The sequence below is a fragment of the Micromonospora arida genome (genome assembly GCF_003857035.1).
In the GTDB taxonomy this organism is placed as follows: Bacteria; Actinomycetota; Actinomycetes; order Mycobacteriales; family Micromonosporaceae; genus Micromonospora; species Micromonospora arida.
Window position 1 is genome coordinate 1 of the sequence record NZ_QGSY01000226.1, and the last position, 26680, is coordinate 26680.

Annotated in this window: 32 protein-coding genes; 19 read left to right on the plus strand and 13 right to left on the minus strand. The window is 71.7% G+C overall.

The window, feature by feature from the left end:
• Positions 1-39 precede the first annotated feature (39 nt).
• From pstB to DLJ58_RS22175, 7 genes are all read right to left on the minus strand, one after another.
• Positions 40-816: a phosphate ABC transporter ATP-binding protein PstB gene (gene pstB, locus DLJ58_RS22145; RefSeq protein WP_124858957.1), complete on the minus strand. Its 777-nt coding sequence runs from the start codon at positions 814-816 to the stop codon at positions 40-42.
• 17 nt (positions 817-833) lie between these two features.
• Positions 834-1922 (minus strand): phosphate ABC transporter permease PstA, encoded by a 1089-nt coding sequence (gene pstA, locus DLJ58_RS22150; protein ID WP_124858918.1) that lies wholly within the window; start codon positions 1920-1922, stop codon positions 834-836.
• On the minus strand, positions 1919-3010 hold the full coding sequence (pstC, locus tag DLJ58_RS22155) for a phosphate ABC transporter permease subunit PstC (protein WP_124858919.1): 1092 nt from the start codon (positions 3008-3010) through the stop codon (positions 1919-1921). The genes pstA and pstC overlap by 4 nt, the downstream gene beginning before the upstream one ends.
• A gap of 38 nt (positions 3011-3048) precedes the next feature.
• Complete coding sequence (pstS, locus tag DLJ58_RS22160; RefSeq protein WP_124858920.1) at positions 3049-4155, minus strand: phosphate ABC transporter substrate-binding protein PstS; 1107 nt, start codon at positions 4153-4155, stop codon at positions 3049-3051.
• 291 nt (positions 4156-4446) lie between these two features.
• Entirely contained in the window at positions 4447-5373 is a 927-nt protein-coding gene (mshD, locus tag DLJ58_RS22165; RefSeq protein WP_124858921.1) for a mycothiol synthase, read from the minus strand.
• Between the two features lie 58 nt (positions 5374-5431).
• On the minus strand, positions 5432-6310 hold the full coding sequence (locus tag DLJ58_RS22170) for a polysaccharide deacetylase family protein (RefSeq protein ID WP_124858922.1): 879 nt from the start codon (positions 6308-6310) through the stop codon (positions 5432-5434).
• A 154-nt stretch (positions 6311-6464) separates the two neighbouring features.
• Positions 6465-7184 (minus strand): winged helix-turn-helix transcriptional regulator, encoded by a 720-nt coding sequence (locus tag DLJ58_RS22175; protein ID WP_181518701.1) that lies wholly within the window; start codon positions 7182-7184, stop codon positions 6465-6467.
• Between the two features lie 241 nt (positions 7185-7425).
• Here DLJ58_RS22175 and DLJ58_RS22180 point away from each other — a divergent pair, with 241 nt between their 5' ends.
• From DLJ58_RS22180 to DLJ58_RS22205, 7 genes are all read left to right on the plus strand, one after another.
• Entirely contained in the window at positions 7426-8484 is a 1059-nt protein-coding gene (locus DLJ58_RS22180; protein ID WP_124858923.1) for a hypothetical protein, read from the plus strand.
• A 104-nt stretch (positions 8485-8588) separates the two neighbouring features.
• Complete coding sequence (locus DLJ58_RS22185; protein WP_124858924.1) at positions 8589-9377, plus strand: LmeA family phospholipid-binding protein; 789 nt, start codon at positions 8589-8591, stop codon at positions 9375-9377.
• Between the two features lie 105 nt (positions 9378-9482).
• The gene (locus DLJ58_RS35070) at positions 9483-9560 is read left to right on the plus strand and encodes an Ms5788A family Cys-rich leader peptide (RefSeq protein WP_310503780.1); all 78 of its coding nucleotides are present in this window, start codon (positions 9483-9485) and stop codon (positions 9558-9560) included.
• 206 nt (positions 9561-9766) lie between these two features.
• Positions 9767-10615, plus strand: a complete 849-nt coding sequence (locus tag DLJ58_RS22190; protein ID WP_124858925.1) for a sulfurtransferase — start codon at positions 9767-9769, stop codon at positions 10613-10615.
• A 2-nt stretch (positions 10616-10617) separates the two neighbouring features.
• Positions 10618-10938 (plus strand): DUF1416 domain-containing protein, encoded by a 321-nt coding sequence (locus DLJ58_RS22195; RefSeq protein WP_091402852.1) that lies wholly within the window; start codon positions 10618-10620, stop codon positions 10936-10938.
• 195 nt (positions 10939-11133) lie between these two features.
• Positions 11134-11592 carry a winged helix-turn-helix domain-containing protein gene (locus DLJ58_RS22200; RefSeq protein ID WP_124858958.1) on the plus strand — a complete coding sequence of 153 codons (459 nt, stop codon included), beginning with the start codon at positions 11134-11136 and terminating at the stop codon, positions 11590-11592.
• 71 nt (positions 11593-11663) lie between these two features.
• Positions 11664-12527: a hypothetical protein gene (locus tag DLJ58_RS22205; protein WP_124858926.1), complete on the plus strand. Its 864-nt coding sequence runs from the start codon at positions 11664-11666 to the stop codon at positions 12525-12527.
• Between the two features lie 18 nt (positions 12528-12545).
• Here DLJ58_RS22205 and DLJ58_RS22210 read toward each other — a convergent pair whose 3' ends face one another.
• The 3 genes from DLJ58_RS22210 to DLJ58_RS22220 all read right to left on the minus strand — a co-directional run bounded on the left by DLJ58_RS22210 (position 12546) and on the right by DLJ58_RS22220 (position 15431).
• On the minus strand, positions 12546-14600 hold the full coding sequence (locus DLJ58_RS22210) for an amylo-alpha-1,6-glucosidase (protein ID WP_124858927.1): 2055 nt from the start codon (positions 14598-14600) through the stop codon (positions 12546-12548).
• Positions 14597-14977, minus strand: coding sequence for an SCP2 sterol-binding domain-containing protein (locus tag DLJ58_RS22215; RefSeq protein WP_124858928.1), 381 nt, complete (start codon positions 14975-14977; stop codon positions 14597-14599). Before DLJ58_RS22215 ends, DLJ58_RS22210 begins: the two co-directional genes overlap by 4 nt.
• Before the next feature lie 79 nt (positions 14978-15056).
• Positions 15057-15431 carry a DsrE family protein gene (locus DLJ58_RS22220; protein WP_124858929.1) on the minus strand — a complete coding sequence of 125 codons (375 nt, stop codon included), beginning with the start codon at positions 15429-15431 and terminating at the stop codon, positions 15057-15059.
• A gap of 12 nt (positions 15432-15443) precedes the next feature.
• Here DLJ58_RS22220 and mtfM point away from each other — a divergent pair, with 12 nt between their 5' ends.
• Positions 15444-15548, plus strand: a complete 105-nt coding sequence (mtfM, locus tag DLJ58_RS34930) for a small membrane protein MtfM (RefSeq protein ID WP_030327764.1) — start codon at positions 15444-15446, stop codon at positions 15546-15548.
• A 55-nt stretch (positions 15549-15603) separates the two neighbouring features.
• The gene (locus tag DLJ58_RS22225; RefSeq protein ID WP_091402847.1) at positions 15604-16191 is read left to right on the plus strand and encodes a heme-binding beta-barrel domain-containing protein; all 588 of its coding nucleotides are present in this window, start codon (positions 15604-15606) and stop codon (positions 16189-16191) included.
• Between the two features lie 20 nt (positions 16192-16211).
• On the opposite strand, the gene DLJ58_RS22230 is transcribed toward DLJ58_RS22225, so the two are convergent.
• On the minus strand, positions 16212-17090 hold the full coding sequence (locus DLJ58_RS22230) for an aminotransferase class IV (RefSeq protein ID WP_124858930.1): 879 nt from the start codon (positions 17088-17090) through the stop codon (positions 16212-16214).
• 69 nt (positions 17091-17159) lie between these two features.
• Here DLJ58_RS22230 and DLJ58_RS22235 point away from each other — a divergent pair, with 69 nt between their 5' ends.
• The 4 genes from DLJ58_RS22235 to DLJ58_RS22250 all read left to right on the plus strand — a co-directional run bounded on the left by DLJ58_RS22235 (position 17160) and on the right by DLJ58_RS22250 (position 20602).
• Positions 17160-17588, plus strand: a complete 429-nt coding sequence (locus DLJ58_RS22235) for a Fur family transcriptional regulator (RefSeq protein WP_124858931.1) — start codon at positions 17160-17162, stop codon at positions 17586-17588.
• A complete protein-coding gene (gene ygfZ, locus DLJ58_RS22240; RefSeq protein ID WP_124858932.1) occupies positions 17585-18697 on the plus strand; it encodes a CAF17-like 4Fe-4S cluster assembly/insertion protein YgfZ in 1113 nt (370 codons plus the stop codon). The genes DLJ58_RS22235 and ygfZ overlap by 4 nt, the downstream gene beginning before the upstream one ends.
• A 23-nt stretch (positions 18698-18720) precedes the next feature.
• A complete protein-coding gene (locus DLJ58_RS22245) occupies positions 18721-19548 on the plus strand; it encodes a beta-keto acid cleavage family enzyme (protein ID WP_091402837.1) in 828 nt (275 codons plus the stop codon).
• A 94-nt stretch (positions 19549-19642) separates the two neighbouring features.
• Positions 19643-20602, plus strand: coding sequence for an asparaginase (locus tag DLJ58_RS22250; protein ID WP_124858933.1), 960 nt, complete (start codon positions 19643-19645; stop codon positions 20600-20602).
• A gap of 7 nt (positions 20603-20609) precedes the next feature.
• Here DLJ58_RS22250 and DLJ58_RS22255 read toward each other — a convergent pair whose 3' ends face one another.
• Positions 20610-21407, minus strand: a complete 798-nt coding sequence (locus DLJ58_RS22255) for an alpha/beta fold hydrolase (RefSeq protein ID WP_124858934.1) — start codon at positions 21405-21407, stop codon at positions 20610-20612.
• 111 nt (positions 21408-21518) lie between these two features.
• Between DLJ58_RS22255 and DLJ58_RS22260 the strand changes: the two genes are divergently transcribed.
• The 6 genes from DLJ58_RS22260 (at position 21519) to DLJ58_RS22285 (ending at position 25715) form a co-directional block, all read left to right on the plus strand.
• Positions 21519-22094, plus strand: coding sequence for a helix-turn-helix domain-containing protein (locus DLJ58_RS22260; RefSeq protein WP_124858935.1), 576 nt, complete (start codon positions 21519-21521; stop codon positions 22092-22094).
• Positions 22091-22726, plus strand: a complete 636-nt coding sequence (locus DLJ58_RS22265; RefSeq protein ID WP_124858936.1) for a hypothetical protein — start codon at positions 22091-22093, stop codon at positions 22724-22726. Before DLJ58_RS22260 ends, DLJ58_RS22265 begins: the two co-directional genes overlap by 4 nt.
• 71 nt (positions 22727-22797) lie before the next feature.
• The gene (locus DLJ58_RS22270; RefSeq protein WP_124858937.1) at positions 22798-23112 is read left to right on the plus strand and encodes a DUF2516 family protein; all 315 of its coding nucleotides are present in this window, start codon (positions 22798-22800) and stop codon (positions 23110-23112) included.
• Positions 23109-23996, plus strand: a complete 888-nt coding sequence (locus DLJ58_RS22275) for an alpha/beta fold hydrolase (protein WP_124858938.1) — start codon at positions 23109-23111, stop codon at positions 23994-23996. The genes DLJ58_RS22270 and DLJ58_RS22275 overlap by 4 nt, the downstream gene beginning before the upstream one ends.
• An 11-nt stretch (positions 23997-24007) precedes the next feature.
• On the plus strand, positions 24008-24745 hold the full coding sequence (locus tag DLJ58_RS22280; RefSeq protein WP_124858939.1) for an alanyl-tRNA editing protein: 738 nt from the start codon (positions 24008-24010) through the stop codon (positions 24743-24745).
• A gap of 55 nt (positions 24746-24800) precedes the next feature.
• On the plus strand, positions 24801-25715 hold the full coding sequence (locus tag DLJ58_RS22285) for an SDR family oxidoreductase (protein ID WP_124858940.1): 915 nt from the start codon (positions 24801-24803) through the stop codon (positions 25713-25715).
• Here DLJ58_RS22285 and DLJ58_RS22290 read toward each other — a convergent pair.
• Complete coding sequence (locus DLJ58_RS22290) at positions 25706-26674, minus strand: helix-turn-helix transcriptional regulator (protein ID WP_124858941.1); 969 nt, start codon at positions 26672-26674, stop codon at positions 25706-25708. The genes DLJ58_RS22285 and DLJ58_RS22290 overlap by 10 nt on opposite strands.
• Between the last annotated feature and the right edge of the window lie 6 nt (positions 26675-26680).

Sequence of the window (26680 nt, forward strand, 5' to 3'; positions counted from 1 at the left end):
CGCCGGGATGCGGGGCGCCGCTGGCCGGACGTGGGCGGCTCAGCCGAAGCGGCCGGTGATGTAGTCCTCGGTCTTCTTCACGCTCGGGTTGCTGAAGATCTTCTGGGTGTTGTCGTACTCGATCAACCGGCCCGGGTCGCCGGTCTTCTCGATCGAGAAGAAGGCGGTCCGGTCCGAGACACGCGCTGCCTGCTGCATGTTGTGCGTCACGATGATGATCGTGAACTTGTCCTTCAGCTGGAACATCAGGTCCTCGATCGCCAGCGTGGAGATCGGGTCCAGGGCGGAGCACGGCTCGTCCATCAGGACGACCTGTGGCTCGACCGCGATGGTCCGGGCGATGCAGAGCCGCTGCTGCTGACCGCCGGAGAGGCCCGCGCCGGGCTTGCCCAACCGGTCCTTGACCTCGCTCCACAGGTTCGCGGCGCGCAGGGCCTTCTCGGCCGCGTCTTCCAGGATCGACTTCTTGCGGACCCCGTTGAGCTTCAGCCCGGCCACCACGTTCTCGAAGATGCTCATGGTGGGGAAAGGGTTCGGCCGCTGAAAGACCATGCCGATGGTGCGCCGGACCGCTGTGACGTCCACGTCGCGGTCGTAGATGTCCTGGTCGTCGATGGTCAGGCTGCCCTCGACCCGGGCCCCCGGCAGCACCTCGTGCATCCGGTTGATCGACCGCAGGAACGTCGACTTGCCGCAACCGGACGGCCCGATGAGGGCGGTGACCGTCTTCGGCTCGACTGTCAGGTTGATGTTCTCGATTGCCTTGAAGCCGCCGTAGTACGCGGTGACGTTCGAGGCGGAGACGCGCTTGGCCATGGTGGTACCTCCGGGGTTCATCGGCTGAGCCTGTTGCGACGGGCCAGCAGCTTCGCCGCGATCGTCAGGATGAGCACGAGGGCGACCAGGGTGAGTGCCGCGGTCCACGCCCGTGCCGGCGCGTATTTCGACGCGTCGCCGGCCTGCTGGTAGACGAAGAGGGACAGCGACGACTGGTTGTTCTCGAAGGGGTTGGTGTTGATCGCGGCGCCACCGCCGGCGACCAGCAGCACCGGCGCGGTCTCACCGGCCGCGCGGGCGATGGCGAGCATGACGCCGGTGACGATGCCGGGCAGCGCCGTCGGCAGCACCACCCGCAGGATGGTCTTCCACTTGGGTACGCCGAGCGCGTACGCGCCCTCGCGCAGTGGCGCCGGTACGAGGCGGAGCATCTCCTCGGTGGACCGGACGATGGTGGGCAGCATGAGCACGCTCAGCGCGAGCGCGGCGGCGAAGCCGGAGAAGCTGGGCCGACCGTCGTTGAACCACGGCGACACGATCAGCACCCAGAACGCCAGCACGAAGAGGCCGGAGACGATCGACGGAATGCCGGTCATGACGTCCACGAAGAACCGGATCGCGAAGGCGAACTTGCCGCGCCCGTACTCGACGATGTAGATCGCGCAGAGAACGCCGAGCGGGACGGTGATCAGGGTGGCGATGCCGACCTGCTCCAGCGTGCCGACGATCGCGTGGTACGCGCCGCCGTTGGCGTCCCGGGCCCCGATGTTGTTCATCGAGGTTTGGAAGAAGTTGACGTCCAGTCGGTCGGCGCCCTTGCTGACCAGGGTCCAGACCACCGACACGAGCGGCAGTACCGCCAGCACGAAGGCGGAGTGGATCAGCGCGCTCCAGGTGCGGTTGCGGGCCGACCGGCGCCCCTCGACCGCGTTGGCGGCGGCGAAGAGTCCGACCAGGTAGAGGATCGCACCGAGGACGATCACGAGGACCGGGCCGCCGATGCTGGTGCCGTAGACGAGCACGGCGGAGAGCGCCAGGGCCGCCACGGCGATGGCCGGGGCGGCGTACCAGGGCAGCCGCTTGGCCCGCAGCGAGTCGGGTTGGGCCGGCGGTCGGGTGCGGTGGGAGGTGGCGGTTGTGGTCATGCGGCCGACTCCGTGAACTCCCGGCGGCGGTAGATGATCGCCCGCGCCGTGATGTTGACGATCAGCGTGATGGCGAACAGCACCAGACCGGAGGCGATGAGCGCGCCACGGCCGGTCTCGTTCGCCTCGCCGAACGCGTTGGCGATGTTGGCGGCGATGGTGTTGCCGCCGTTCTGGATCAGGTTGAACGAGATGCCGAAGGTGATGCCGAGGGTCAGCGCCAGGGCGATGGTCTCGCCGAGCGCCCGGCCGAGGCCGAGCATCATCGCGGCGATGATGCCGGGACGGCCGTAGGGCAGCACCGCGGTGCGGAGCATCTCCCAGCGGGTAGCGCCCAGGGCGAGGGCGGCCTCCTCGTTCGCGGTGGGGGTCTGGAGGAACACCTCGCGGGAGAGCGAGGTGATGATCGGCAGCACCATGATCGCGAGCACCAGCGCGCCGAGCATGACCGACGCCCCGAAGGGGCCGTCGCCGCCGAAGAGCGGGATCCAGCCGAAGTGCTGGTTCAGCCAGACCGAGAAGTCCCGGACGGGGCTGCTGAAGACGTCCCGTCCCCAGAGGCCGAAGACCACGCTCGGTACGGCGGCCAGCAGGTCGACCAGGAAGCCGAGCGCGGTGCCCAGCCGGCGCGGCGCGTAGTGCGAGAGGTAGAGCGCGATGCCGAGCGCCACCGGCACCGCGATGAGCAGTGCGAGCGCCGAGCTGAGCACGGTGCCGAAGGCGAGCGCACCGATGCCGAACTTCGGCTCCGTCTCGTTGGGGGACCAGCCCTCGTAGGACCAGAAGTTCTCGGTGTTGGCGCGTAGGGCCGGCACCGCCTTGGCGACCAGGAAGATCGCGATGGCGGCGATGATGACCAGAACGGCGGTGCCGGCGGCCAGGGTGAGACCGCGGAAGGCCCGCTCGGCGCCGAACTTACGGCTGCGCGGCAGCGCGCCGCCGCCGCCCAGCCCGGTGCCGCCCGGGGAACGGGTGCTGACTGGTGCCTCGGCCACACGCGCCGAGGCACCGGCGGGCCACTCGTGACTCTGGGTCACGCGCGTCCCGCCGGTGCCGGCGTCGGCCGAGCGGTGAGGGGTTTCACCCATCTGCTCGCTCGATTCGGTTGCGGAGGTGTGGAATCGGGTCAGGAGAGGTTCTTGACCGCGGTCTCGACCTTGGTGCGGACCGTCTCCGGCAGCGGGGCGTAGCCCAGCTCGGTGAGAGAGGCCTGGCCCTCGGCGCTGGCGGCGTGGCCCAGCAGGCCCTTGACCAGCTTCAGCTTGTCGGCCGCGAGGCCCTTGCTGCAGACGATCTCGTACGTCGCCAGGACGATCGGGTAGGCCCCGGCCTCCTTGGTGTTGTAGTCGATCTTCAGCTTGAGGTCGTCGCCCTGACCCTCGATGGCAGCGCCGGCGATGGTCTTGCCGGCCGCGTCGGCGGTCAGCGCGGCGAACTCGCCGTTGCCGTTGCCGATCTTCGACATCTTCAGACCGGCGTTCTCGGCGAACGACCACTCCATGTAGCCGATGGAGCCGTCCGCGCCCTTGACCCGGCTGGCCACGCCGTCCGAGCCCTTGGCGCCGGTGCCGCCCGGGGCCTTCCACGCCTTGGCGTTGCCCAGGGTCCAGTCGCTCTCAGCGGTCTTCGAGAGGTACTTGGTGAAGTTGTCGGTGGTGCCCGACTCGTCCGAGCGGTGCACGGTCTGGATCGTGGTCGCCGGGAGCTTGGCGTCCGGGTTGTCGGCCTTGATCGTGGCGTCGTCCCACTTGGTGACCTTGCCGGCGAAGATCTTCGCCAGGGTGGCCGGCTTGAGCTGGAGGTTGTCCACGCCGCTGACGTTGTAGGCGACGGCCACCGGGCCGATCACCATCGGCAGGTGGATGGCCTTGCCACCGACGCACTTGGCGTCCGCCTGCGGCTGCTCCTCCGGCTTGAGCGCGGAGTCGGAACCGGCGAAGTCGGCGGTCCCGGCGATGAACGCCTGGATGCCGGCGCCCGAGCCGGAAGCCTCGTAGTTGATCGTGGTGCCCTGGCACTTCTGCTGGTACGCCTTGATCCACTCGGCCATGGCGTTCTTCTGAGCCGACGAGCCCTGGGCGTTCAGCGTGCCGGTGGCGCAGTCGACCGCGGCGGTCGAGCCCGAAGCACTCGCGCCGGAGGCGGGCTCGTTGTTGTCCGAGCCGCATGCACTGAGGCCGAGCGTCGCGGCAAGAGCGAGGCAGGCAATAGTGCCGTACCGCTGGAGCTTCACCTGAGGGGTTTCCCTTCGCGTCTGACTTGGCGCCCCGATCCCGGGGCCCGAGGACCGGCACTGACCGGCTGACACGAAAGTTAGAAGTGCCAGGTGGCCGGTTCGCCGGTCGCAAGTGAACGCAAGGTGAACACGTACGGCCCCTGAGGTGACCGCTTGCCGAGGGTGAGTTGTCCGTTAAGTGAACCCGGGTACACCTGTCGGAAGTATGGCCATATTTCCGGTTCGGCGTTATCCCGCCGATGCTCGGCCGTTACCCGTCGGTGACGCGGTCGCAGCGACGGCCGACGGTCAGCCCAGGTGGTAGTTGATGTGCGCGGACCAGCGGGCGAAGCCCAGCCGCTCGTAGAGCGCGACGGCACCGGTGTTCGAGTCGTCCACGAAGAGCATCACCCGGTCGAGGCCACGCTTGTCCCGCAGGTGTGCCAACCCGGCGGTGGTCAGGGCCCGGCCGAGTCCGCCACCGTGCGCGGTCGGCTCCACCCCCAGGACGTACACCTCGCCGATCCGGGCCGACCCCGGCCGCTCGTGCACCTTGGTCCAGTGGAATCCGAGCAGTCGCCCGGTCGCGGTCTCCTCGGCGAGCAGGAAGCCCGCCGGGTCGAACCACGGCTCGGCGAGGCGGACCCGCAGGTCGTCCGACGTCCACCGGCCCTGTTCGGGGTGCTCGGCGAAGGCCCGTGCGTTGAGGGTCAACCAGGCGGCGTCGTCCGCCCCGGGCCGGAACGCGCGTAGCGCGACACCGTCGGGCAGGCGCGGCTCACCCAGCGGGGCCGCCAACGGCCGGCGCAACTGCCAGAGCACCCGGGCGCGGGTGAAGCCGAGGTCGACGGCGAGCGCGGCGGCCGAGGGGTGGTCGCCGTGCGCCCACGCCCGCAGCGGCCCGGTGGCCGAGGCGAGTACGCCCCGGGCGAGCGCCCGCCCGGTGCCCCGTCGCCGGTACGCGGGGTGCACCACCAGTTCGACCCCGATCCCACCGACCGGGTCGGTGGTGTCCAGGTGCGCGTACCCGGTGAGGGTGCCGTCGTCGGCGCGGGCGATCAGGTGAACGGCGGGGGCGTCGGCGTCGCGCAGCCGCAGCAGGACGTGTTCGTCGAGCGGGTCCGCTCCGTCCGTGTCACCTGCGGCGCTGGCGAGGGCGAGTACGTCGGCGATCTCCGCCGGCGCCAGTTGGTCGCTCCGGGTCACCTGGTCGCTGGTCGGCTCCGCGCTGCTCATCCCGCCACCGTATCCGTTGCGTGTCGTGACCCCCGGAGCGTCGCTGTAAAGCCGCGGCTCACGTCGGGTCGGTGGGGAGGGCCTCCAGCTCGAACCGGGCGGTCAGGTCGGGCAGGATCCGGCGCAGCGCGTCGACCGTGCCCTGCCGGTCCCCACCGGCGTCGTGCAGCAGCACCACCGAGCCGGGTTCGGCCTGGCCAAGCACCGTCGCGGTGATCTTGCTGGCGCCGGGTAGCTCCCAGTCCGACGGATCCACCGACCAGTGCAGTGGGGTCATGCCGAGCTGCCGCGCCACCGACACCACCGGGTACGTCCAGGCTCCGCCCGGCTGGCGGTACCAGACGATCGGGGCGTTCGGCACCGCCGCCCGGATCGCCGCGTTGGTGCGCAGGAGGTCGGAGCGGATCGCGTCGGCCGACCGGGTGCCCAGGCCCACGTCGTGGTGCCAGGAGTGGTTGCACAGGGTGTGCCCGGCGTCCACGATCGACTGGACCAGCTCGGGGTGGTTCTGCGCGTTCTCGCCGACCACGCAGAACGTGGCGCGCACGTCGTATTCGCGCAGGACGGCGAGGACCTGCGGCGTGTAGCGCGGGTCCGGCCCGTCGTCGAAGGTCAGCGCGAGCCGCGGGGTGCCGGTGGTGGCGTGCGCGCCGAACAGGTTGTCGCCTCCGGCGTCCCGTCCGGACCCGTCCTGGCCGGTCTCGGCTGGGCCGGTCCCAGCCGCGCTTGCGCTGGCGCTCGGGGTTCCGCCCGGCCCGCCAACGCCGGGCTGGTCGGCGTAGTGCGGTCCGTCGGCGCTCGTGGTGACGCCAGTGGACTGCCGGGGCGTCTGGTCGGGGACGAGGCTGCGGCCCAGCACGTACGCGGAGCCGAGCAGCCCCGCCACCACCAGCGTCACGATCCCCGCGGCCCGCGCGGTGGAGCTGCCCCGCGTCACGACTTCCGCCTGGCTTGCCGGTCACGCCGGCCCGTCGCCCCCGTGTTCAGTGCGAGCACCATCGCCCCTTTCTCCGACAAACCCGGCAGTCAGAATAGATCCGCCAAGCTGCGCAAAAAGGGCATATGGGAAATCGCCCGGAGAGGTCTCCGGATCAGACCGGCAGGGGCGCGTGCTCCGCCTCGGGAAGCGACCGCGACGGCGGGACGACGAACTTGTAGCCGACCTGGCGGACGGTGCCGATCATCGACTCGTACTCCGAGCCGAGCTTGGCGCGCAGTCGCCGGACGTGCACGTCCACCGTGCGGGTGCCGCCGAAGTAGTCGTAGCCCCAGACCTCGCGCAGGAGTTGGTCCCGGGTGAACACCCGGCCCGGGTGCTGGGCCAGGAACTTCAACAGCTCGAACTCCTTGTAGGTGAGGTCGAGCGGACGGCCCTTCAGCTTGGCCGCGTAGGTGTCCGGGTCGATGGTCAGCTCACCGGCCCGGATCGAGCCGCCCGCGCCGGCGGTCGCGTTGCTGAGCCGGCCCACCGCCAGCCGCAGCCGTGCCTCGACCTCGGCGGGGCCGGCCGAGGCGAGGATGACGTCGTCGACGCCCCAGTCGGCGTTGAGGGCGATCAGGCCGGCCTCGGTCACCACCGCGACCAACGGCACGCCGAGCCCGGTGGCGTGCAACATCCGGCAGGTCGCCCGGGCCTCGCTCAACTCCGATCGGGCATCCACCATCACCGCGTCCGGGCTGGGGCCCGCGACCAGTGTGCGAACATCACGCGGCGCGGTGCGGACCGAGTGCGGCAGCAGGTCGAGCGCCGGCAGCACAGCCGACGGTTCTCCTGCGCGTGCGGTCACCAGCAGCAGGATCTCCACGATCACCTCCGTCCCGGCGGCGCGAGGCCGCACGCGACCAGTCGCACTCATCAAGGAGTGCGCTGAGAAATTGCGTGGTCCCGGCGTCGCTGACGGGCGGGTAACGCGATGAGCGTAACCGATCGCCTCGGCCGCGCCGTCAGGTCATTTCCCGTTTGTCTATCTTGCCCCTGATCGTGGCAAGGATTTTAACGTCGCTGAAACCCGTGACCACCGCGTCGGGCCGTCGGTCTGGCACGATCGGGTCGTGTTTCCCTCCACCTCGCCCGAGGCCGGCCGTGAATCGTGGCCCGCTGGGCCCCAGCCGGGCCCGGCCGCCGCAGCGACGCGCGGCCAACCGCCCGCGCCGCGTACCGGTCCGGCCACCACCGATGGCGACCGCCGCGAACGGGGTGGGCCGCGCCGTGCCCGTCGCGCCGGCGAGCCGGCCCGCCGATCCGAAGACGAGATCGACGAGCCGGAAGAGGAGGTCATCCCCCCGGTCGCGGTGCACCGTCAACTGGCGCTGACCATCGCCGGCTTCGCCGCGCTGCTCGGTGTCGGCCTGGTGCTCGGCGCGCAGACGTCGGGCCCCGGTCACCGGCTGCCGTTCGCCTTCATCATCTTCGGCGTCCAACTACTGTTCGTGCTCGCCTGGACGATGGCCATGCGTCCGCCCGCGCTGTTGGTGGTCGCCGGGATCAGCGCCGTGGTCGCGGCGCTGGCCGACATCGCCGCGGTGCAGACCGACGTCGCCGGCCTGGCGCCACTGGGCTACCTGGCCGCCGGCGGGTTCCTCGCCGCCGTGCTCGGCCAGCTGGTTCGTCGGGTCGACCGGGTCCGGGTCACCGACTCCCTCGGCGCCACGCTGCTCATCGTGGTGGGGGTGGTGGCCTTCGGCACCCTGATCGTGCTCAGCCGGATCCCGGCCGGCACCCAGGCGATCACCGTCTGCCTGACCGCGAGCGGTGTCGCGCTCACCGTCGCCCGACTCACCGACGCCGTCCTGCCCTGGCCCCGGCTCGCCCCGCAGGTGCCCCGGGGCGCCGCCGGCGTGGTGGCCGGCGCGATGGTCGGCACGCTGACCAGCGCCCTCCTCGGCAGCTACCTGGTGGCTCCCTTCACGCCGACCCGGGCCGCCGTGATCGGCCTGGTCGCGGCGGTCACCGCCGTCCTCTCCGACCTCGCCGTGGGGTACGCGGAGGCAGGCCGGTTGATGGCCGGCGAACCGCCCACGATGTGGGTGGCCCGGCACATGCAGGGCCCGCTCGGCGGTTTCGCCCTGGCGGCGCCCGCCGCGTACGCCATGTGCATGCTCTTCCTCTGAGTCACGATTGAGCGCTGGGTCGGTCGGGTACCTACGGGTGCGCCGCCCCGCGGCGTCGGTACGAACGATCCGTCGCGGCGCGACGGGCGGAGACAGGAGGCGGCGTGGCGCAGGACTATCCGGTGAACGAGGCGCGACCCCGACGGCGTGGACGCAAGCTGCTCATCGGGCTGTTCGTGCTGCTCCTGCTGCTGGCGGGGTTGCTGGTGGTCGCCGACCGGGTCGCGGTCGGGGTCGCCGAGCGGATGATCGCAGACCGGGTCCGCCAGGAGATCACCAAGCAGGGCGCGCAATCCGCCGAGCCCGATGTGGAGGTGGGCGGCACGCCGTTCCTCACCCAGGTGCTGGATGGCCGTTACAAGCGGATCACCATCAACCTGCGGGACGTGCAGGCCCCGGTCGAGGGCGACGCCGTCCGGCTGCCGGTGCTCGATGTGACCGCCCGCAACGTCCGGGCCTCGCTGGACACCCTGCGCACCGGCCAGGGTGACGTCGTGGCGGACACCGTCAACGGTGCCGGCACGATCAGCTACGAGAGTCTGGCCGCGCTGCTGAACCGCCCGGGTCTCACCCTCGGCGAGCAGAACGGCAAGCTCGCCGTCACGGGTCCGGCCGACATCCTCGGTCAGAAGATCACGATCAGCGGCACCGCCGACGTCACCGTCGCCGACAACGGCGCGGTCGCCCTGCGGTTCAACGACCTGGACGCCGCGGGTCTGCCGAACCTGCCGCTGGCGCGCGGCCTGTTGAACAACTTCGCCAAGAGCATTTCCATCGACGTTCCCCTGCCGGAGTTGCCGTTCCAGCTCGCGGTCCGGGAGGTCCGTCCACTGCCGGAGGGGCTGGCGGTCACCGCCGACGCCAAGAACGTGCCGATCAACTCCGCTGGCTGACGCCGGAGGCGCGGTGGGACGCCGACATCCTCGGCGATCCCGGCGATTCCCGGATGGTGGTCGGCCCAGTGGCAGCACGGTCACTGGCTGGTAGGCTCCCTGGCCATGGGGACCCACCTCACCAAACGGCGCGCGGTCGACCTGTGCCGCGTGGCCACCTGCCTGTGTCGCCCCGTCATCTGACGGCGGGGCTGTCTCCGGCCGCCTGACGGCGGCCACCGGCACAGGGTTCTCGCACCCTCCGGTTATCCCACCGAACGCCCGGCAGCGGCGCCGTCGCACGAACCCGTGATCCCGTCCTTCCGCTGGGTCCCGCGCGTGGTGCGACAGTTACACCCATCGATTCGCGCGCGTTGGCTCACCATCCATCCTCACCAGGGAGTGATTCGATGAGTCGCGACACCGCACTCGTTTCGGCCGAGTGGGCCGAGAAGAACCTCGACGCCCCGGGCGTCGTCTTCGTCGAGGTCGACGAGGACACCTCGGCCTACGAGACCGGCCACATCGCCGGCGCCATCAAGATTGACTGGAGGACCGACCTCCAGGACCAGGTTCGCCGGGACTTCGTCAACAAGACGCAGTTCGAGGCGCTGCTCTCCGAGCGGGGCATCAGCAACGACGACACCGTCATCCTGTACGGCGGCAACAACAACTGGTTCGCCGCGTACGCCTACTGGTACTTCAAGCTCTACGGCCACCGTGACGTGAAGCTGCTCGACGGCGGCCGCAAGAAGTGGGAGCTGGACGCCCGCCCGCTCGTCACCGACGCGGTGTCCCGCCCGGCGACGCAGTACGTCGCGGAGGAGCCGGACACCTCCATCCGGGCCTTCCGCGACGAGGTCGTCGCCGCGATCGGCACCAAGAACCTGGTCGACGTGCGCAGCCCCGACGAGTTCGCCGGTCGCCTGCTCGCCCCCGCCCACCTGCCGCAGGAGCAGGCGCAGCGGGCCGGCCACATCCCCACCGCGATCAGCGTGCCGTGGTCCAAGGCGGCCAACGAGGACGGCACCTTCCGGTCCGACGACGAGCTGCGCAAGATCTACGGCGACGCGGGGCTCGACGACGGCAAGGAGACCATCGCGTACTGCCGGATCGGTGAGCGCTCGTCGCACACCTGGTTCGTGCTCCAGGAGCTGCTGGGTCACCGCAACGTCAAGAACTACGACGGCTCCTGGACCGAGTACGGCTCGCTGGTCGGTGTGCCGGTCGCGCTCGGCGACGAACCCGGGGAGGCCTGATCATGACTCTTCCCACCGCCGCAGGTTGCGCCGCACCGGACCAGGCCGCGCCGCTGCCGGCCAGCCTGGACCTGGAGAAGGAAACCGTCATCACCGGCATCGTCCGTTCCGCCGAGGCCGAGCCGGTGCCGGGCGCGTACGTCCGGCTGCTCGACTCGACCGGTGAGTTCACCGCCGAGGTGGTCACCTCAGCCGCCGGGCAGTTCCGGTTCTTCGCCGCGCCGGGTTCCTGGACGCTGCGGGCGTTGTCCCGGCACGGCAACGGTGACACCGCTGTCACTGCCGGCCGAGGCGTCAACGAGGTTGCCGTCACCGTCGCCTGACCCACTGCTCTGATCGACCGGGGCCGGTCACCCTCCCGGGGGTGGCTGGCCCCGGTCGTTTCTTCGCAGCGCGCCGGCACGCCGGGACGGGTGCCGAAATTCATCGGCATGCGTCACTATCTACGGGTGGATTTCAGGGATGAAAGCGGCGGGTCCGACGAAGCGGTCCCCATCGTCCTCTGCGTGGGCACGGACATGTCGCTGCGGGAGCGGGTGCTGAGCCAACTCGACGGGCGCGCCCCGGTGCACAGCTGTTCCGATCTGACCGAGCTACGCGAGCTGTTGTCGTCGCCGACGGGCCCGGCGCCGGTCAGTCCCACAGTCCTTCCGCTCACCGAGGCGCGGGGCCTCGTGAAGTGGGGTGAGCTGGTCGTCGACCGGGCCGGACACCGGGTCACCTGGCGCGGCGAGGTGCTTCCGCTGACCCCCACCGAACGGGAGTTGCTCACCCTGCTCATCGGCCCGCCGCTGGTGGTGTGGAGCTACGAACGGCTCTGCGTCTCCGCGCTGGGTGGCGCGGACACCGCAGCGCTGCAATCCACCATCAAACGGCTTCGTCGCAGGCTGCGGGGCCTCCCGGGCGGACCGCAGGTGCACACCGTGCGGGGCGTCGGCTACCGGCTCGACCCGCCGCCCCGGCTGAACGACCACTGACCCGCAGTCGCTCCGCCGGGCCGACCGCATCCGCTGCCGGCCCGGCGGCGGGCCCGTGACACCATGGCCGGGTGAGCGGTGCTGTCCAGACGGGTTGGGCCTCTTCGGCCGGCCCTGCCGCGCCGACACCGGCCGGGTCGCGGCGGCGTTGGCTGCTGGCCGTGACCGTGGCCTGGGCGGTGCTGCTGGCCGGGCTCACCTGGATATCGGTGCGGAACGACCCGCCGACCGTGCGCGAACAGCGCTCCCTCGATCAGGCCGGCCCGGTGGTCGACCGGGCGGTCGGCGAGTTGGCCCGCGCGGCAGGTGCGGCCGGTCTGCTGGAACTGGGCCCCGCGCGGGTCGCGTCCGGCTGCCGGGTGACCCCGTTCGCCGACGGGGCGAGGCTGCGGCGCGAGGTAGGGGTGCTCGCGGCCACCGGTGACGAGCGGGCCGTGCTGGCCGGCATCGCCGAGCGGCTGCCGGCGAGCTGGCGCGCCGGAGTCGGGCCCGGCGTGGACGGCCCCGAGCTGCGCGCCGACGCCGGAGAATTCGTGGCCGTCGAGGGCCGGCCGACCGTCGACGGCCGGGTGCGACTGGTCGTCGACACCGGTTGCCGGCCGGTCGGCACCGGATACACGCCGGCCCTGGCCACCGCCGGCGACCCGGAGACCGCCGCCTTGACCGCCGCGCTGCGGGCCCTCGACCGGCCGGGCGACGCCGCTTCGGAGCTGGTCACCGCGCCCTGCCCGGGCGGCGGGCTCGCCCGTACCGCATGGTCCGCGAACGGTCCCGGCCCGCCGGCCTCGACGGCCGCACTCGCCCCGCTGGCCGGTAACGGCCCACTGCTGGACCAACCCCCGGTGTACGCGTACCGCAGCGGTGTCGTCACGGTGCTGGCCGAGATCAGCCCGGACGCCACCCGACTGGCCGCCACCGTCGGCTGCCCGGGCTGAGCTGGGCGGCCCCTCGGGTCAGCCGTCGTCCGGCTGGTCCTCCGGGTCACGGCTGCGACCCAACGCGTCGACCATGCCCCACCGGCCGGGGATGTCCAGCAGCTCGAGTCGGCCCATTCCCGGTGGCACTGCCGGGTCGATGATCAGGTGCTCGCCCTGCGGCTCCAGCCCCAGCATCACCCGCAGCAGCAGCAGCGGGGTGCCGGTCGACCAGGCCTGCGGGCTGCACGCGGTCGGGTACTCCACCGGGTAGTCGGTGAGGTCGCGGGCGTAGCCGGCGAACGCCTCCGGCAGCCGACCCTGGAAGTACCGGGACGCGGCCAGCATCGTCTCGCAGAGCAACCCTGCCTCCTCCCGGAAGCCGTACCGCCACAATCCCCAGGCGATGATCGAGTTGTCGAACGGCCAGACGGTGCCCACGTGGTAGCCGATCGGGTTGTACCGCCCCTCGTCCGCGGCGAGCGTCCGCACCCCCCAGCCGGAGAACAGTCGTGGCCCGAGCAGATGCTCGACCACCTTGCCGGCGCGCGACTCGTCCACGATGCCGCTCCACAGCAGGTGCCCGATGTTCGAGGTCAGCGCGTCCACCTGCCGGCCGTCGGCGTCCAGCGCGAGCGCGTAGTACTCGCGGTCGGCGATCCAGAAGTCGCGGTCGAACCGCCGTTTGAGGTCGGCGGCCTGGCGCTCCAGCTCGTCGGCGAACTCCGGATCGTTCCAGAAGGTCCGGGCCAGCCGGGCGGCCCGGACCTTCGCGTCGTAGGCGTAGCCCTGCAACTCGCAGGTGGCCCGGGGGAAGTCGGGCAGCCGACCGTCGGAGTACGAGATGGCGTCCCAGGAGTCCTTCCAGCACTGGTTCTGCAGGCCGGTCTCCGGGTTGCGGGTCTGGTACCAGAGGTAGCCGGTGCCGAGCAGGTCACCGTAGGTGTCGATCCACTCCAACGCCGCGCGGACCTGCGGTTCCAGCTTGCGGACGAGTGCCGCGTCGCCGGTCCACCGCTCGTACTCGTCGATCAGGATGATGAACAGGGGCGTCGAGTCGGCCGACCCGTAGTACGGCGAGTGTGGCTGCTCCTCGAAGCCGGCGGTCTCCCCGTACCGCAGCTCGTGCAGGATCTTGCCGGGCTCCTCGTCCCGGAAGTCGTCCACCCGCTGCCCCTGGAGGCCGGCCAGCATCAGGATGGTCGGCGGAACCAGCTCCGGCAGGAACGGCAGCACCTGCAAAGAGGTGATGATGCTGTCCCGGCCGAACAGGGTCATGAACCAGGGGAGTCCTGCGGCGATCAGCCGTACGCCAAGGGCGATCGACTCGTACCGCAGCGCGGCCAGGTCGTTCAGGCTGCGCCGGTACGCCCCGGCCAGCGGCTCGCAGTCGCAGCCGAGCTTCGGCGCCCGGTCGATCAGCTCCTGCTGCTCGGCCCGGATGGCGTCCGCGCTGCGGCTGCCGCCGTACGGGAGGGTGGCCCGGATGTCTTCGCCCCGGGCCCCGAAGACGACGCTGGACACGTGCAGCCGCGTGCTCCAGCTGTCGTTGCGGGCGATCCGGATGCGGAAGGTCATTCCGGTGTCGTCGACCTGCGCCGGCGCGGTGGTGCTGACCACCATCTCCCGGTGGAACGCCTCCCGCCGGTAGGTCAGCCGCAGCTCGTTCTCGGCGATCGTGACTGTGGTCCGGCCCCGCTTCTGTCGAGAGTTCTTGATCTCGAACAGGTCGGCGAAGTCGGCCCCGACCTCGATCCGGAGGGTGCACTCGACCTCCGCGCCGAGGTGGTTCAGCACGGTCAGCTCCTCCTGGAAGCTGCCCACGATCGCCCGACTGCGGATCACCGACGCCTTGGCGTCCAGATAGTGCGTGGGTTCGCCGGGGGCGAGGAAGAACTTGGTGCGGTACGACTCGGCATCGTCGACGGAGAGTGCGTGCAGCCGTTCGCCGTCCAGGGTGAGCACCCACTTGGACAGGAAGCGGGTGTCGAAGGAGAACAGCCCGGTGGGGAAGTCGTAGGACGGTTCGATGTCCCCACGCCGGTCGCTGACCAGGAAGGTGTTGCCGTCCAGAATGCTGACGAGGTCCTTCACCTGAGTCGCCCGGCTGCTCGACGGGCCGTTTCGCGGGGGTCGCGGGTGCCGGGCGGGCTCGGAAAGAACCGGCGGAAGGCGAGGAAGAGCACCACGTTCCCGCTGAACGTGCTCTCATTGCGCAGCACCGCCGCGACCCCCTGGGCCTCACCGGTGATCAGCCGGTCGAAGAGGGCGGCGCTGCTGTACCAGATCGCGTCGGCCGGACCGCGTCCCCGGCTGACCTGCACCGACCCGGGCCGCATCCGGACCAGCCAGTGTTCGGTGCGGTGGTCCTCGCCGAGGTCGATCTGGAGGGTGCCGTCGGCCAGGCCGCCGAGGACCTCGGCGGCGTGCGACGGCAGTGCCTCGAAGAACCTCTCCGCCGCCTCGGTCACAACCGAATCGTAGGCAGTCGTCCGAGATGTCGGGTCGGTATCGGCACTCCGCCCGGATCGACCCACCGCCGCCGTGCGGTCAGTAGACGAGTGCCTGCGCGCCCTCGGCCAACGCCTCCTCGACGAAGACCGCGGCACCGGCGATCCGGACCCCGGGCAGTACGTCGTCCGGGCCGATGTCCCGTCGGGCCGCGCACTGCGTGCAGGCGGTCACCCGGCCGCTGGTCAGGATGACGTGCAACAGCTCGGCCAGGGGTGCGGAGTGCGGCAGGTCGAACTGCTGGGCGCGACCGGGCACCGCGAACCAGGTGGACTCACCGGTCAGCCAGAGCGAGACGTCCACCCCGGCCGCTACCGCCGTCGCGGCGACGGTGAATGCCTGCGCGCACCGCTCCGGGGCGTCCGCCCCTGCGGTGGCCTTGACGACGAGAGTGCGGGCCATGTGGCCCAGCATAGGATGGCCGGGATGGTTACCGAGATCGGGTTTGTCAGCCTGCTGGTCGCTGGCCTGGGTGGGCTCGCCGGTGGCCTGGTCTACCTTGCCGTACGCATTTCGAGAGGACGCTGGTGAGCGCGAGGAGTGAGCCGGGTTTGCGAGCCCCGCAGTCGCGAACGAAGGTGGTCCAGTGAGCGAGAACCCGCTGCAGCCGCCGTGGCTGAACGCGCCGCCGGTCGAGGAGTACCCGTTCGAGGAGAGCCACGACCTGCGGGTCGGGCCGAAGCTGCACCCCGCGCTGGATGCCCTGCTGCCGTACATCGGTCTGTGGCGTGGTCGGGGCAAGGGCGGTTTCCCCACCATCGAGGACTTCGACTACGCGCAGGAGATCCGGATCAGCCACGACGGCCGACCGTTCCTGCACTACGAGTCGCGTGCGTGGATCCTCGACGAGCAGAGCAAGCCGGTCCGTCCGGCCGGCCGCGAGGTGGGCTGGTGGCGACCGGTGCTGGTGGACGGGCGGGCGACCGACGAGCTGGAGGCGCTGCTGACCACCCCGACCGGGGTGATGGAGCTGCACCTGGGCAAGCGCACCGGCACGCAGCTCGAGTTCGCCACCGACGCGGTGATCCGGACTCCGACCGCCAAGGAGGTCACCGGCGGGCACCGGCTCTTCGGCATCGTCGAGGGTGCGCTGCTCTACGCCCAGGAGATGGCCGCCATGGGGCACGGGCTCAGTCCGCACCTCTCCGCCCGACTCGTCCGGGTCGGCGGTTGACCTCGACGGTCGGTGGCCGGCTAGACGGGGAAGCCCAGCAGGGCCTGTAGGGCGGGGGTACGCGGGCAGCGAGCCCGCCGTACCCCGTCCAGCGTGTGGACCTCGGCGGCTCCGCGCAGCGACGAGGTGAACCACACGCCGTCCGCCGCGTGCAGTTCGGCGGTGCCGACCATCCGCTCGGCGGCGCCCAGGCCCAGCTCGCTCGCGTGGGCGAGCAGCCAGGCCGCGGTGGTGCCGGCGAGGATGCCGGTGCTGGCGGCCGGCACCGTGCAGAGCGTGTCGTCGGTGAGCCACACCACATTGGCGGTGGGGCCCTCCAGCACGTACCCGTCGGATGAGATCCAGAGCACGTCGTCCACGCCGGCCCGGCGGGCCCAGCGGCGGGCGGCGCTGCTGACCGCGTACGACGTGGACTTGATGCCGGCCGGCAGCCAGGTCAGCCCACTGCGGGCGGCGGCGGGCAGCCCCAGCGGCAGGGTGGCCACCGTGATTCCGTCCCGCCGGGCGGCCCGGGAGGCCGCCGGCACCGGGGCCAGCGTGGCGTAGATGGTGGGCGGGCCGCCGGCCTCCGGGCCTCGGGTGCAGACCAGCCGAAGTGCACCCTCCACTGCTGCTGGCCAGCCTGTCCGCACCTGATCCAGCAGGTCGATCAGCGCGCTGGTGGGGGGCAGGGTCAGCTCGACGGCGGCCGCCGCCGCGGTCAGGCGGGCCAGGTGTTCGTCGCGCAGCCACGGCTGGCCGTCCCGCAGGTGCATGGTCTCGAACAGCCCGTCGCCGTGCAGCACACCGAGGTCGTCACCGCGGAGCACCGGGTCGCCGGGCGGCACCGGGCCGCGGCCCAGAACGGCGATCCGCGCGGTCGGGGCGGCCGCGACCTTCCCGACGGACGACCTCACCATGACCGTCGAGCGTAGCGGTGATCGATCGCGGTGCGGGGAACAGCCTGGTGGCCGAACTATGATCGGACGGTGTCCGAATCCTCCCTCGCGGAAATGCTGCGGGCCCGTGGGCTGCGGCTGACGGCCCAGCGGCAGCTCGTTCTCCAGGCGGTGCTCAATCTGGGCCACGCCACCCCGGAGCAGGTGCACACCGCGGTCCGGGAGGTGGCCGCCGGCGTCAACATCACCACCATCTACCGCACGCTCGAGCTGCTGGAACGGCTCGGTCTGGTCACCCACACGCACCTGTCGCACGGCTCACCGACCTATCACGCCGCCGGTGAACACCAACACGTCCACCTGGTCTGCCGGGAGTGCGGCGCGATCGACGAGATCGATCCGGAGCTGCTCCGCCCCCTCGCCGACCAGTTGGCCGCGCAGCGCGGGTTCCGGGTGGACATCGGGCACGTGTCACTCTTCGGCGTCTGCGTACGCTGCGAGAACGGGGACGAAAAATGATCGACATCGCGGGTGCGGTGGCCGTCGAGAGCATCGACGAGGCCAGCCGTGACCAACCGGATCCGGCGCACGTCGCGGCCGGGGTGCGGGGGGTGGCCGCGCACTACGGGGACCCGCTGCGCGAGCAGCGCACCCTCGACACCGAGGTCGGTCTGGTCGACCGGTCGCATCGAGGGATCATCGCGGTGCCCGGGGAGGAGCGGGCCAGTTGGCTGCACACGGTCACCTCGCAGCACCTGAACGCGCTGGCCGCCGGTGAGGGCACCGAGTTGCTGGTGCTGTCCCCGCACGGCCACATCGAGCAGCACGCCATGGTCGCCGAGGACGGCGAGACCACCTGGCTGGACACCGAGCCCGGTGCCACCCAGGGCCTGCTGACCTACCTGGAGAAGATGCGGTTCTTCAGCAAGGTCGAACCGCGCGACGCGACGGCCGAGCGCGCGCTGTTGTCGCTGGTCGGGCCGGCGGCCATGGAGGCGCTCGGCACGCTCGGCGTGACCGGGCTCGCCGCACCGGACGTGGTCGCGGTGCCGGGTCCGAAGTTTCCGCACGGTGCCGTGCCACCCCGGGCGAGCGCTCGGTACGACGTACGACCGCTGCCGATCGGCGGCTGGGCCCGACGTGGTCCGCTCGGGGTGGACCTGCTGGTGCCCCGCTCGGCGATGGACCAGGTGGTGGCGGAGCTGCGCGGCGCCGGTGTGCCGGTCGCGGGGCTGTGGGCGTACGAGGCGATCCGGGTGGCCGCCCGGCAGCCGCGAGTCGGGGTGGACACCGACCACCGGACCATTCCGGCCGAGGTCGACCTGATCGCCCCGGCGGTTCATCTGGACAAGGGTTGCTACCGGGGGCAGGAGACGGTGGCGCGGGTGCACAACATGGGCCGGCCGCCGCGTCGCCTCGTACTGCTGCATCTGGACGGGGTGACCACCGATCAGCCGCCGGTGGCCGGTACGCCGGTGACCCTCGACGGCCGGGCGGTCGGCTTCGTCGGCACCGCCGTGCTGCACCACGAGCTGGGCCAGGTCGCTCTCGCGGTGCTGAAGCGGAACGTCCCGGACGACGCCGCGTTGCTGATCGGCGAGACCGCGGCGGCGATCGACCCGTCCTGAGCGGGCCGTCTAGGATCGCCGGCATGACGACAGGGACGTTGATCACGGTGGCCCCGACCGGCGCTGAGTCGGCCAAGGCGGAGGTGCCGGCGCTGCCGGTGACCCTCGACGAGTTGCTGCTCACCGCGAAGGAGTGCGAGGCCCTCGGCGCCGCCGTGATCCACGTCCACATCCGCGACGACGAGGCCCGGCCGACGCTCGACCCGGTGCGCCTGGCCGACACGGTGGCGGCGCTGCGGGAGAGCACCGACCTGATCGTGCAGCTCTCCTCCGGCGGCGCGGTGACCGACCCGGAGGCCGCCCGGCTCGCCGTGCTCGACGCCCGTCCGGACATGGCCTCCTGCACCATGGGCACTGTCAACTTCGGCGACGACGTCTTCCTCAACCGCTGGGAGTTCATCGTCGACCTGCACACCCGGATGCAGGAACGCGGAATCGTGCCGGAATACGAGATCTTCGACCTCGGCCACCTGTCCGCGTTGCAGCGGTTGCTCGGCAAGTACGGGCTGCCGGCCGGCGGGCACGTGCACGTCGACTTCGTGATGGGCGTGCCGGGCGGGATGCCGGGCAACACCGAGACCCTGGTCGCGGCCCACCGGATGCTGCGGGACCTGCCCGAGGGCACCACCTTCTCGGCCACCGGCGTCGGCCGGAGCACCATCGCGGTGCTGCTGGCCTCGCTGTCGACCGGCGGGCACCTGCGGGTCGGCATGGAGGACACCGTGACGTATGCGAAGGGCCGCCCGGTGGAGTCCAACATGCAGCTGGTCGCCCGCGCGGTGGGTTTCGCCCAGCTCGCTCAGCGCCCGCCGCTGACCACCACCGAGGCCCGCGAGCTGCTCGGGTTGTAAGGCCAGGTCTGTCCTGCGCCCCTGTCACCCGGGCGGTGGACCTCCTGGTCACCCGGCCGCCGGGCACCCCCGGACCGTCGGTACCGTCCAGCGCGTGACGAAGACGTACGAGGGCGGCGCGCCGCTCGCCGAGGTGGTCCGGTCCGGGTTCGTGGAGGGTGCGCACCGCGGCTCGGTGGTGGTGCTGGACGCCGATGGTGTCGCGGTGGCGTCCGCCGGGGACGTGACCTCGCCGATCTTCCCCCGCTCGGCCAGCAAGCCGATGCAGGCGATCGGGATGCTCCGGGCCGGCCTGGCCCTGACCGACCCGGCCGACGTGGCGCTGGTCTCGGCGAGCCACGCCGGCGAGGAATTCCACCTGGCCCGGGTCGGCGCGCTGCTGGAGCGCGCCGGGTTGGACGCGTCGGCGCTGCACTGCCCGCCCGACCTGCCGGTGGGGGCCGCGGCGCGGGAGGCGGTGCTTCGGGCCGGTGGCGGTCCGAGCCGGGTGCAGATGAACTGCTCCGGCAAGCACAGCGGGATGCTGTTGACCTGCGAGGCCGCCGGTTGGTCCCGGGACGGCTACTGGCGGCCGGAGCACCCGCTTCAGCAGCGACTGCGGGCCGCCATCGAGGAGTTCACCGGCGAGCAGGCGGCGGCGGTGGGGGTCGACGGTTGCGGTGCCCCGGTCCTCGCGGTGTCGCTGGCCGGCCTGGCCGGGGCGTACCTCCGGCTGGTCGACGCCGAGCCCGGCTCGGTGCCGCGCACAGTGGTGGACGCGATGCGGGCGTACCCGGAGATCGTGGGTGGCACCCAGGCCGACGACACCCGGCTGATGCGGGGTGTCCCGGGGCTGCTGGCCAAGGTCGGTGCCGAGGGCGTGATCGCCGTGGCGCTGCCGGGCGTCGGCGCCGTCGCACTGAAGATCGACGACGGCGCCGACCGGGCCCGGATGCCGGTCCTGGTCTCCGCGCTGCGCCGGCTCGGCGTGGACGCTCCGGTGCTGACCGAGTACGCCGAGGTGCCGCTCTTCGGTGGCGGGGTCCCGGTCGGGGCGGTCCGCCCGCTCTGGTGAGCGCGCTCTAGCTCAGGAAGTCGAGCAGCGCGGCGTTGACCTGCTCCGGACGCTCCAACGGCAGCAGGTGCGCGGCGTCCGGCACGTCGGGCAGTCGTACCGCGCCGGGGACCTCGGCGGCGATCCGGTCGGCGAGCCGACTGATGTCCGGCACGTCCGCGGCGCCGGCGGTGACCAGGACGGGGATCTTCAACTCACCGAGACGACCGATCGCCGGTGGCGACAGCTCTCCCACCTCGACCGCGCCGAGCGCCAGTTCGGCGGCGAGGGCGCGCTGGTCCATCTCCTGCGCGAACGCGACCAGCTCCGGGTCGACGTCCTCCGGCTGGCGGTGCGGGCCGACCACCCAGAACCGCACCTCACCGGCCGCGCCGGCGACGAAGTCGTCCGGGTCGACCTCGCCGACCAGGCCGTCCCAGAGCTCGTTCGCCTCGTCGGACCACTCGTTGCCGGAGACCGCCGTGTCGAACAGCGCGAGCGCGCTCACCCGGTCGGGGTGGGCCAGCGCGGTGTCGATGGCGACCGCTCCGCCGAAGGAGCAGCCGACCAGGGCGGCCCGGGGCAGGTCGAGCGCGTCCAGCAGCCCGGCCACGTCGTCGTGGTGCGTGAACGGGGTCGGCGGGAGCTCCGAGTCTCCGTAGCCGCGCAGGTCCGGGACGATCACCCGGTGCCGGGCGGCGATCGCGGACACCTGCCCTCGCCACATCCGCCGGTCGGCGATTCCGGCGTGCAGCAGGACGACGGGCGAACCGGTGCCGGCCTCGTCGTACGCGATGCTTGCTCCATTGACTGTGATCTTGTCCACGGACGGACCGTACGGATCGGCCGAGCGGCGCGCAACAGCGTCCTGAGACCTTGCTAACTATGGTTAGCGTTTTGCTTGCAAGAGCTAGCGCGGGCGGTTAGCGTCGCTGCCATGGCCACACCCAAGGACCTTCCCGACGTCGGCGGGTTCATCCGCGATCTGCGGCGCAACGCCAAGATCTCGCTTCGGCAGCTCGCCGAGCAGGCGGGGGTCAGCAACCCGTACCTCAGCCAGATCGAGCGGGGCCTGCGCAAACCCAGCGCCGAGGTGCTCCAGCAACTGGCGAGCGCGCTGCGGGTCTCCACGCCGGCGATGTACCTGCGCGCCGGCCTGCTCGACGACAAGGAAGGCCACGGGGTGCTCGCCGCCATCGCCGTGGACGCCGACCTGACGATGGCGCAGAAGCAGTCGCTCAGTCAGATCTACGAGACGTTCCGCCGGGAGAACACCCGGGTGGCCGAGGCTCAGGCCGAAGCCGAGGCGGCGCAGGCCGACCAGCCCGCCAGCCAGGCTGCGGACCTGGCCAATGTGGCCGCCACCGGCCCCACCACCGTGGGCGGCACCCCGACCGAGGCCGTGCTCGAGTCGGTCGCCGTCACCGAGGCGGGCACCGCCCCCGCCCCGGGCAGCACCAGCATCCCCCAGAAGAAGAAGGCCGCCGAGGCGGCCGAAGAGGAGACGTCATGAGCGAGCCGAAGACCAACCGCATCCCCGCCCCGATCTACGCCGCAGCCGGCGCCGGTGAGCTGGCCATCGAGCAGCTGCGCAAGCTGCCCGCCGTGGTCGGCGTCCTCAGCACCCGGGTCGTCGCCGACCTGGGTGGCCGGGCCGTGCTGACCGGCTTCGAGTTGAAGCAGAAGGCCACCGAGACGCTGCGCACCGCCAACGAGACCGCCGACCTGGCGAAGCTGCGCGAGGTGACCGACATCGACAAGCTGCGCGCCGCCGCGACCCGCAACGCCGCCCTGGTGGTCGCGGGCGCCCAGGTCGCCCAGGAGCGCGCGTTCGCCGCGTACGGCGCGCTGGTCGCCCGGGGCGAGCGGGTCGTCGGTGCCGGCGTGCTGGAGGCCGCCGAGACGGTCAACGCCGACATCGAGGCCACCGAGGCCGTGACGCCGGCCACCACCGCGGCTGCCACCACCCCCACCGTTGCGGCCCCCGCCGACGCGCCGACCCCGGCCGACGTGGCCGAGATCGCCGAGGCCAAGCCGGCTGCGGTCAAGAAGGTCGCCCGCGCGCCGAAGGCTGCCAAGACGGCCGAGACCCCGTCGGCGAAGCTCCCCCGGGCCACCAAGCGGACCCGCCCGGCCGCCGAGTAACTCGTCGGGTCGACGACCCCGGCGGCGTCCTTGTCGGACGTAGCCGGGGTCGTGGACATAAACTGGCCGACATGGCCAACGCCGCGCCGATCTTCGCGTTCGAAGTCCGCTACGTGATCGAGCTGATCCTGCTCGTCTTCGCGCTGATCATCCAGGGTGTCGCGCTGGTGCACGCCGTCACGCAGCGCTCCGACGCCTTCCCCGCCATCGGGACGCTGCCCAAGGGCGGCTGGATCGCCATCCTGGCGGTCTGCCTCGTGCTCACCCTGCTCGGTTTCGGTCCGATCAGCCTCTTCGGACTGATCGGCATCGCCGCCGCGCTCATCTACCTGCTCGACGTACGGGTCGGTCTGCGCGACCTCACCGACGGCAAAGGGTTCTGGTGAGAGGTTTTCGCTGGCCGCCCCCACCCGACAGCGGGCCCCGCACCTGGGGGCCCGGGCCGGGTGGGCCGCGTACCGGCCGGCCGGCGCTGCCGGAGCCGGAGACCGAGCTGGTCACCACCCCGCACGGCGTACGGCTGGAGCGGCTGGTCACCGGCACCGGTGATCCGGTCACCGTGTTCGCGCACGGGCTGGGCAACGGCATCGCCACCACCCGCCCGTTCGGCAGTGGGGTGAACGGCCGCAAGGTGTTCTTCCAGTTCCGCGGGCACGGCCGCTCCGAAGCCCCGGACGGGCCCTGGGACTACCTGGACCTGGCCCGGGATCTGCGGGCGATCGCCGACCTCGGCGGCGCCAGCCGGGCGTTCGGCGCGAGCCTCGGCGCGGGTGCCCTCTGCCGACTCCTCGTGGAGAGCCCGGACCGCTTCGACAAGCTGGTCTTCTTCCTGCCGGCGGTCCTCGACGAGCCACGCGGGCCGCTCGCCCGGGAGCGCGTCACCGACCTGCTGGAGGCGGTGGAGAGCGGGGACGCCTCGGCGGTCGCCGACATCGTCACGCTGGAGTTGCCTCCGGCGGTGCGCAACACCCCGGCCGGCTGGGCCTACCTGCGACAACGGCTCGACCAACTGCTCCGCGACGGCCTGGCCGACGGCCTGGCCACGCTCACCGACCAGACCCCGCTGCGCCAGATCGGTGACCTGACGGCGGTCACCGCGCCGGCGTTGGTGATCGGTTGCGCGGGCGACGACCTGCACCCGGTCGAGGTCGCCGAGCGGCTCGCCGTCGCGCTGCCCCAGGCCACCCTGCACGTGTACGACCGGCCCGGCGTGCTCTGGTCGGAACGCGCCGATCTGCGGGACCGCATCTCCGGCTTTCTGAACGAGTAACCTGCCCTGTCATGGGCGTCACACAGCATGGCCGGACGCACCGGCTGGACCTTGCCGATCCGACCCTGCGCGAATGGACGTGCACGGTCCTGCACTCCGATGCGGAGCAGGGCATCGTGCTGGACCGTTCGGCGTTCTACCCGGGTGGCGGTGGTCAACCACCCGACCACGGCGTCCTGCTCTGGCAGGGCGTGCAGACCCGGATCGTCGGCACCCGCAAGGGCGACGACCCCTACCTGATCCCCGCCGAAGGTGACCCGCTGCCGCCGGTCGGCACCGAGGTCGTGGGCGCGGTGGAGGACGAGCGCCGTACCCGGCTGATGCGTACCCACTCCGGGCTGCACGTGCTCTGCGGTGTGGTGTTCCGCGACTTCGGCGCCCTCGTCACGGGCAACTCCATGGAGCCGGGCGAGGCCCGGATGGACTTCAACCTCCCCGAGGTGCCCCCGGACTTCAAGAGCCGCATCGAGGAACTGGTCAACGCCGAGGTGGCCGCCGACCGCTCGGTCGCCACCCGGGTGCTGCCGCGCACCGAGGCGCTGGCCCTGCCGGACATCATCCGTACCCAGTCCAACCTCATCCCGCCGGATGAGCAGGAGGTCCGGATCGTCGACATCGTCGGGCTGGACGTGCAGGCCGATGGGGGCACCCACGTCGCCTCCACCGCCCAGATCGGCAAGGTGCAGGTGGTCAAGGTGGAGAGCAAGGGCCGGGCCAACCGCCGGGTCCGGGTCCGGCTGGTCGATTAGATCGAGTACCGAATTCGGACGTCGGTTGTCAGGTATTCCTGACAACGTCGCAGGCATGACACAACCGCTCACAGGAAAGATCGCGCTCGTCGCCGGTGCCACCCGTGGTGCCGGGCGGCAGATCGCCGTTCAGCTCGGCGCGGCCGGTGCCACGGTCTACGCCACCGGTCGCAGCTCCCGGGCCGGCCGCTCCGAGATGGACCGACCGGAGACCATCGAGGAGACCGCCGAACTGGTCAGCGAGGCCGGCGGCACCGGCATTGCCGTTCAGGTCGACCACCTGGTGCCCGAGCAGGTCCGCGACCTGGTCGCCCGGATCGACGCCGAGCAGGGTCGACTCGACGTGCTGGTGAACGACATCTGGGGCGGCGACCCACTGGTCACCTGGAACAAGCCGGTCTGGGAGCAGCCGCTCGACGCCGGCTTCCGTACCCTGCGACTGGCCGTCGACACGCACATCATCACCAGCCACTTCGCCCTGCCGCTGCTGATCCGCAAGCCCGGCGGCCTGGTGGTGGAGATGGGCGACGGCACCAAGGCGTACAACGACGAGAACTACCGGCTGTCGGTCTTCTACGACCTGGCCAAGGTGTCGGTCAACCGGCTCGCCTTCAGCCAGGCGCACGAGCTGAAGCCACACGGCTGCACCGCCGTGGCGCTCACCCCCGGCTGGATCCGTTCCGAGGCGATGCTGGAGCACTTCGGCGTGACCGAGGAGAACTGGCGCGACGGTGCCGCCACCGACACGAACTTCCTCATCTCGGAGACCCCGGCCTTCGTCGGCCGGGCGGTGGCCGCGCTCGCCGCCGACGAGGAGAAGGCCCGCTGGAGCGGCAAATCCGTCGACGCCGGCACGCTGTCCAAGGTGTACGGCTTCACCGACCTCGACGGCAGCCAACCCGAGGGTTTCCGCTACATCACCGAGGTGGTCGACGCGGGCAAGCCGGCGGACGTGACCGGCTACCGGTAGAGCGCGGCGAGCCGGTCGGCGCTCTCCGCGAACAACCGCCGCAGCTCGGGTGGGTCGATGACCTCGACCTCGGGGCCGAGCCCCAGCAGTTGGTGGTACGCCACCTGGACCGACTCGACGGGCAACCGCGTCACCACCCAACCCTGCCCGTCGGGCGGGCTGGCGGCGGCGACCAGTTCGTCGTACACGAAGGGGGCATCGACCAGGTGCCGGAGCTGGCGCAGGCCGGCGGGGCTCAGCCGGACGGCGACCTCGGCCCGCAGCATGGTCCGCAGGAACGACCCGGCCTGCTCGCGCCAGTGCCCGGCCAGGTCGAAGCCCTCGTCGCGGTCGAAGTGCTCGTCGCCCACCTCGACCCCGGTGACCCGGTCCACCCGGTAGGTGCGCACATCGTCGCCGACCCGGCCGACCAGATACCAGACCCCGCTCTTGAGCACCAGGCCGTACGGCTGGACCTGGCGGGTCGCCTCCCGGTCGCCGCGTCGGTAGCGCAGCTCCACCACCCGGTCGCCCCAGACCGCCCGGGCCAGCTCGGGCAGCCAGAGCGGTGGCGCGGTCTCCCGGAACCAGCCCGGCACGTCCAGGTGGAACCGCTGCCCGGCACGGGCCGGCGCATCGCGCAGGGAGGGTGGCAGCGCGGCGAGCACCTTCAGCTCGGCGGACGCGACCGCGTCGGCGAGCCCCATCTCGCCGGCCGGCCCGGGCAGCCCGGCGAGGAAGAGCGCCTCCGCCTCGTCGCGGGTCAGCCCGGTCAGTCGGGTGCGGTACCCGCCGAGCAGGCGGTAACCGCCGGCCCGCCCCCGGTCGGCGTAGACCGGCACACCCGCCGCGGAGAGCGCCAGAACGTCCCGATAGACGGTCCGCTCGGAAATCTCCAGCTCCCGTGCCAGCTCGCTCGCCGTCATCGATCCGCGCGACTGCAACAGCAACAGCAACGAGATCAGTCGGGACGCGCGCATCCGCCC

Coding starts and splice junctions, on each gene's coding strand:
- DLJ58_RS22265 (WP_124858936.1), top strand. CDS start 22,091: ATGAGCGAGCCGAAGACCAACCGCATCCCCGCCCCGATCTACGCCGCA.
- DLJ58_RS22200 (WP_124858958.1), top strand. CDS start 11,134: ATGTCGCTGCGGGAGCGGGTGCTGAGCCAACTCGACGGGCGCGCCCCG.
- DLJ58_RS22280 (WP_124858939.1), top strand. CDS start 24,008: ATGGGCGTCACACAGCATGGCCGGACGCACCGGCTGGACCTTGCCGAT.
- DLJ58_RS22260 (WP_124858935.1), top strand. CDS start 21,519: ATGGCCACACCCAAGGACCTTCCCGACGTCGGCGGGTTCATCCGCGAT.
- pstB (WP_124858957.1), bottom strand. CDS start 816: ATGGCCAAGCGCGTCTCCGCCTCGAACGTCACCGCGTACTACGGCGGC.
- mshD (WP_124858921.1), bottom strand. CDS start 5,373: ATGAGCAGCGCGGAGCCGACCAGCGACCAGGTGACCCGGAGCGACCAA.
- DLJ58_RS22285 (WP_124858940.1), top strand. CDS start 24,801: ATGACACAACCGCTCACAGGAAAGATCGCGCTCGTCGCCGGTGCCACC.
- ygfZ (WP_124858932.1), top strand. CDS start 17,585: ATGATCGACATCGCGGGTGCGGTGGCCGTCGAGAGCATCGACGAGGCC.
- DLJ58_RS22245 (WP_091402837.1), top strand. CDS start 18,721: ATGACGACAGGGACGTTGATCACGGTGGCCCCGACCGGCGCTGAGTCG.
- pstA (WP_124858918.1), bottom strand. CDS start 1,922: ATGACCACAACCGCCACCTCCCACCGCACCCGACCGCCGGCCCAACCC.
- DLJ58_RS22190 (WP_124858925.1), top strand. CDS start 9,767: ATGAGTCGCGACACCGCACTCGTTTCGGCCGAGTGGGCCGAGAAGAAC.
- DLJ58_RS22230 (WP_124858930.1), bottom strand. CDS start 17,090: ATGGTGAGGTCGTCCGTCGGGAAGGTCGCGGCCGCCCCGACCGCGCGG.
- DLJ58_RS22220 (WP_124858929.1), bottom strand. CDS start 15,431: ATGCTGGGCCACATGGCCCGCACTCTCGTCGTCAAGGCCACCGCAGGG.
- DLJ58_RS35070 (WP_310503780.1), top strand. CDS start 9,483: ATGGGGACCCACCTCACCAAACGGCGCGCGGTCGACCTGTGCCGCGTG.
- DLJ58_RS22290 (WP_124858941.1), bottom strand. CDS start 26,674: ATGCGCGCGTCCCGACTGATCTCGTTGCTGTTGCTGTTGCAGTCGCGC.
- DLJ58_RS22270 (WP_124858937.1), top strand. CDS start 22,798: ATGGCCAACGCCGCGCCGATCTTCGCGTTCGAAGTCCGCTACGTGATC.
- pstC (WP_124858919.1), bottom strand. CDS start 3,010: ATGGGTGAAACCCCTCACCGCTCGGCCGACGCCGGCACCGGCGGGACG.
- DLJ58_RS22195 (WP_091402852.1), top strand. CDS start 10,618: ATGACTCTTCCCACCGCCGCAGGTTGCGCCGCACCGGACCAGGCCGCG.
- mtfM (WP_030327764.1), top strand. CDS start 15,444: ATGGTTACCGAGATCGGGTTTGTCAGCCTGCTGGTCGCTGGCCTGGGT.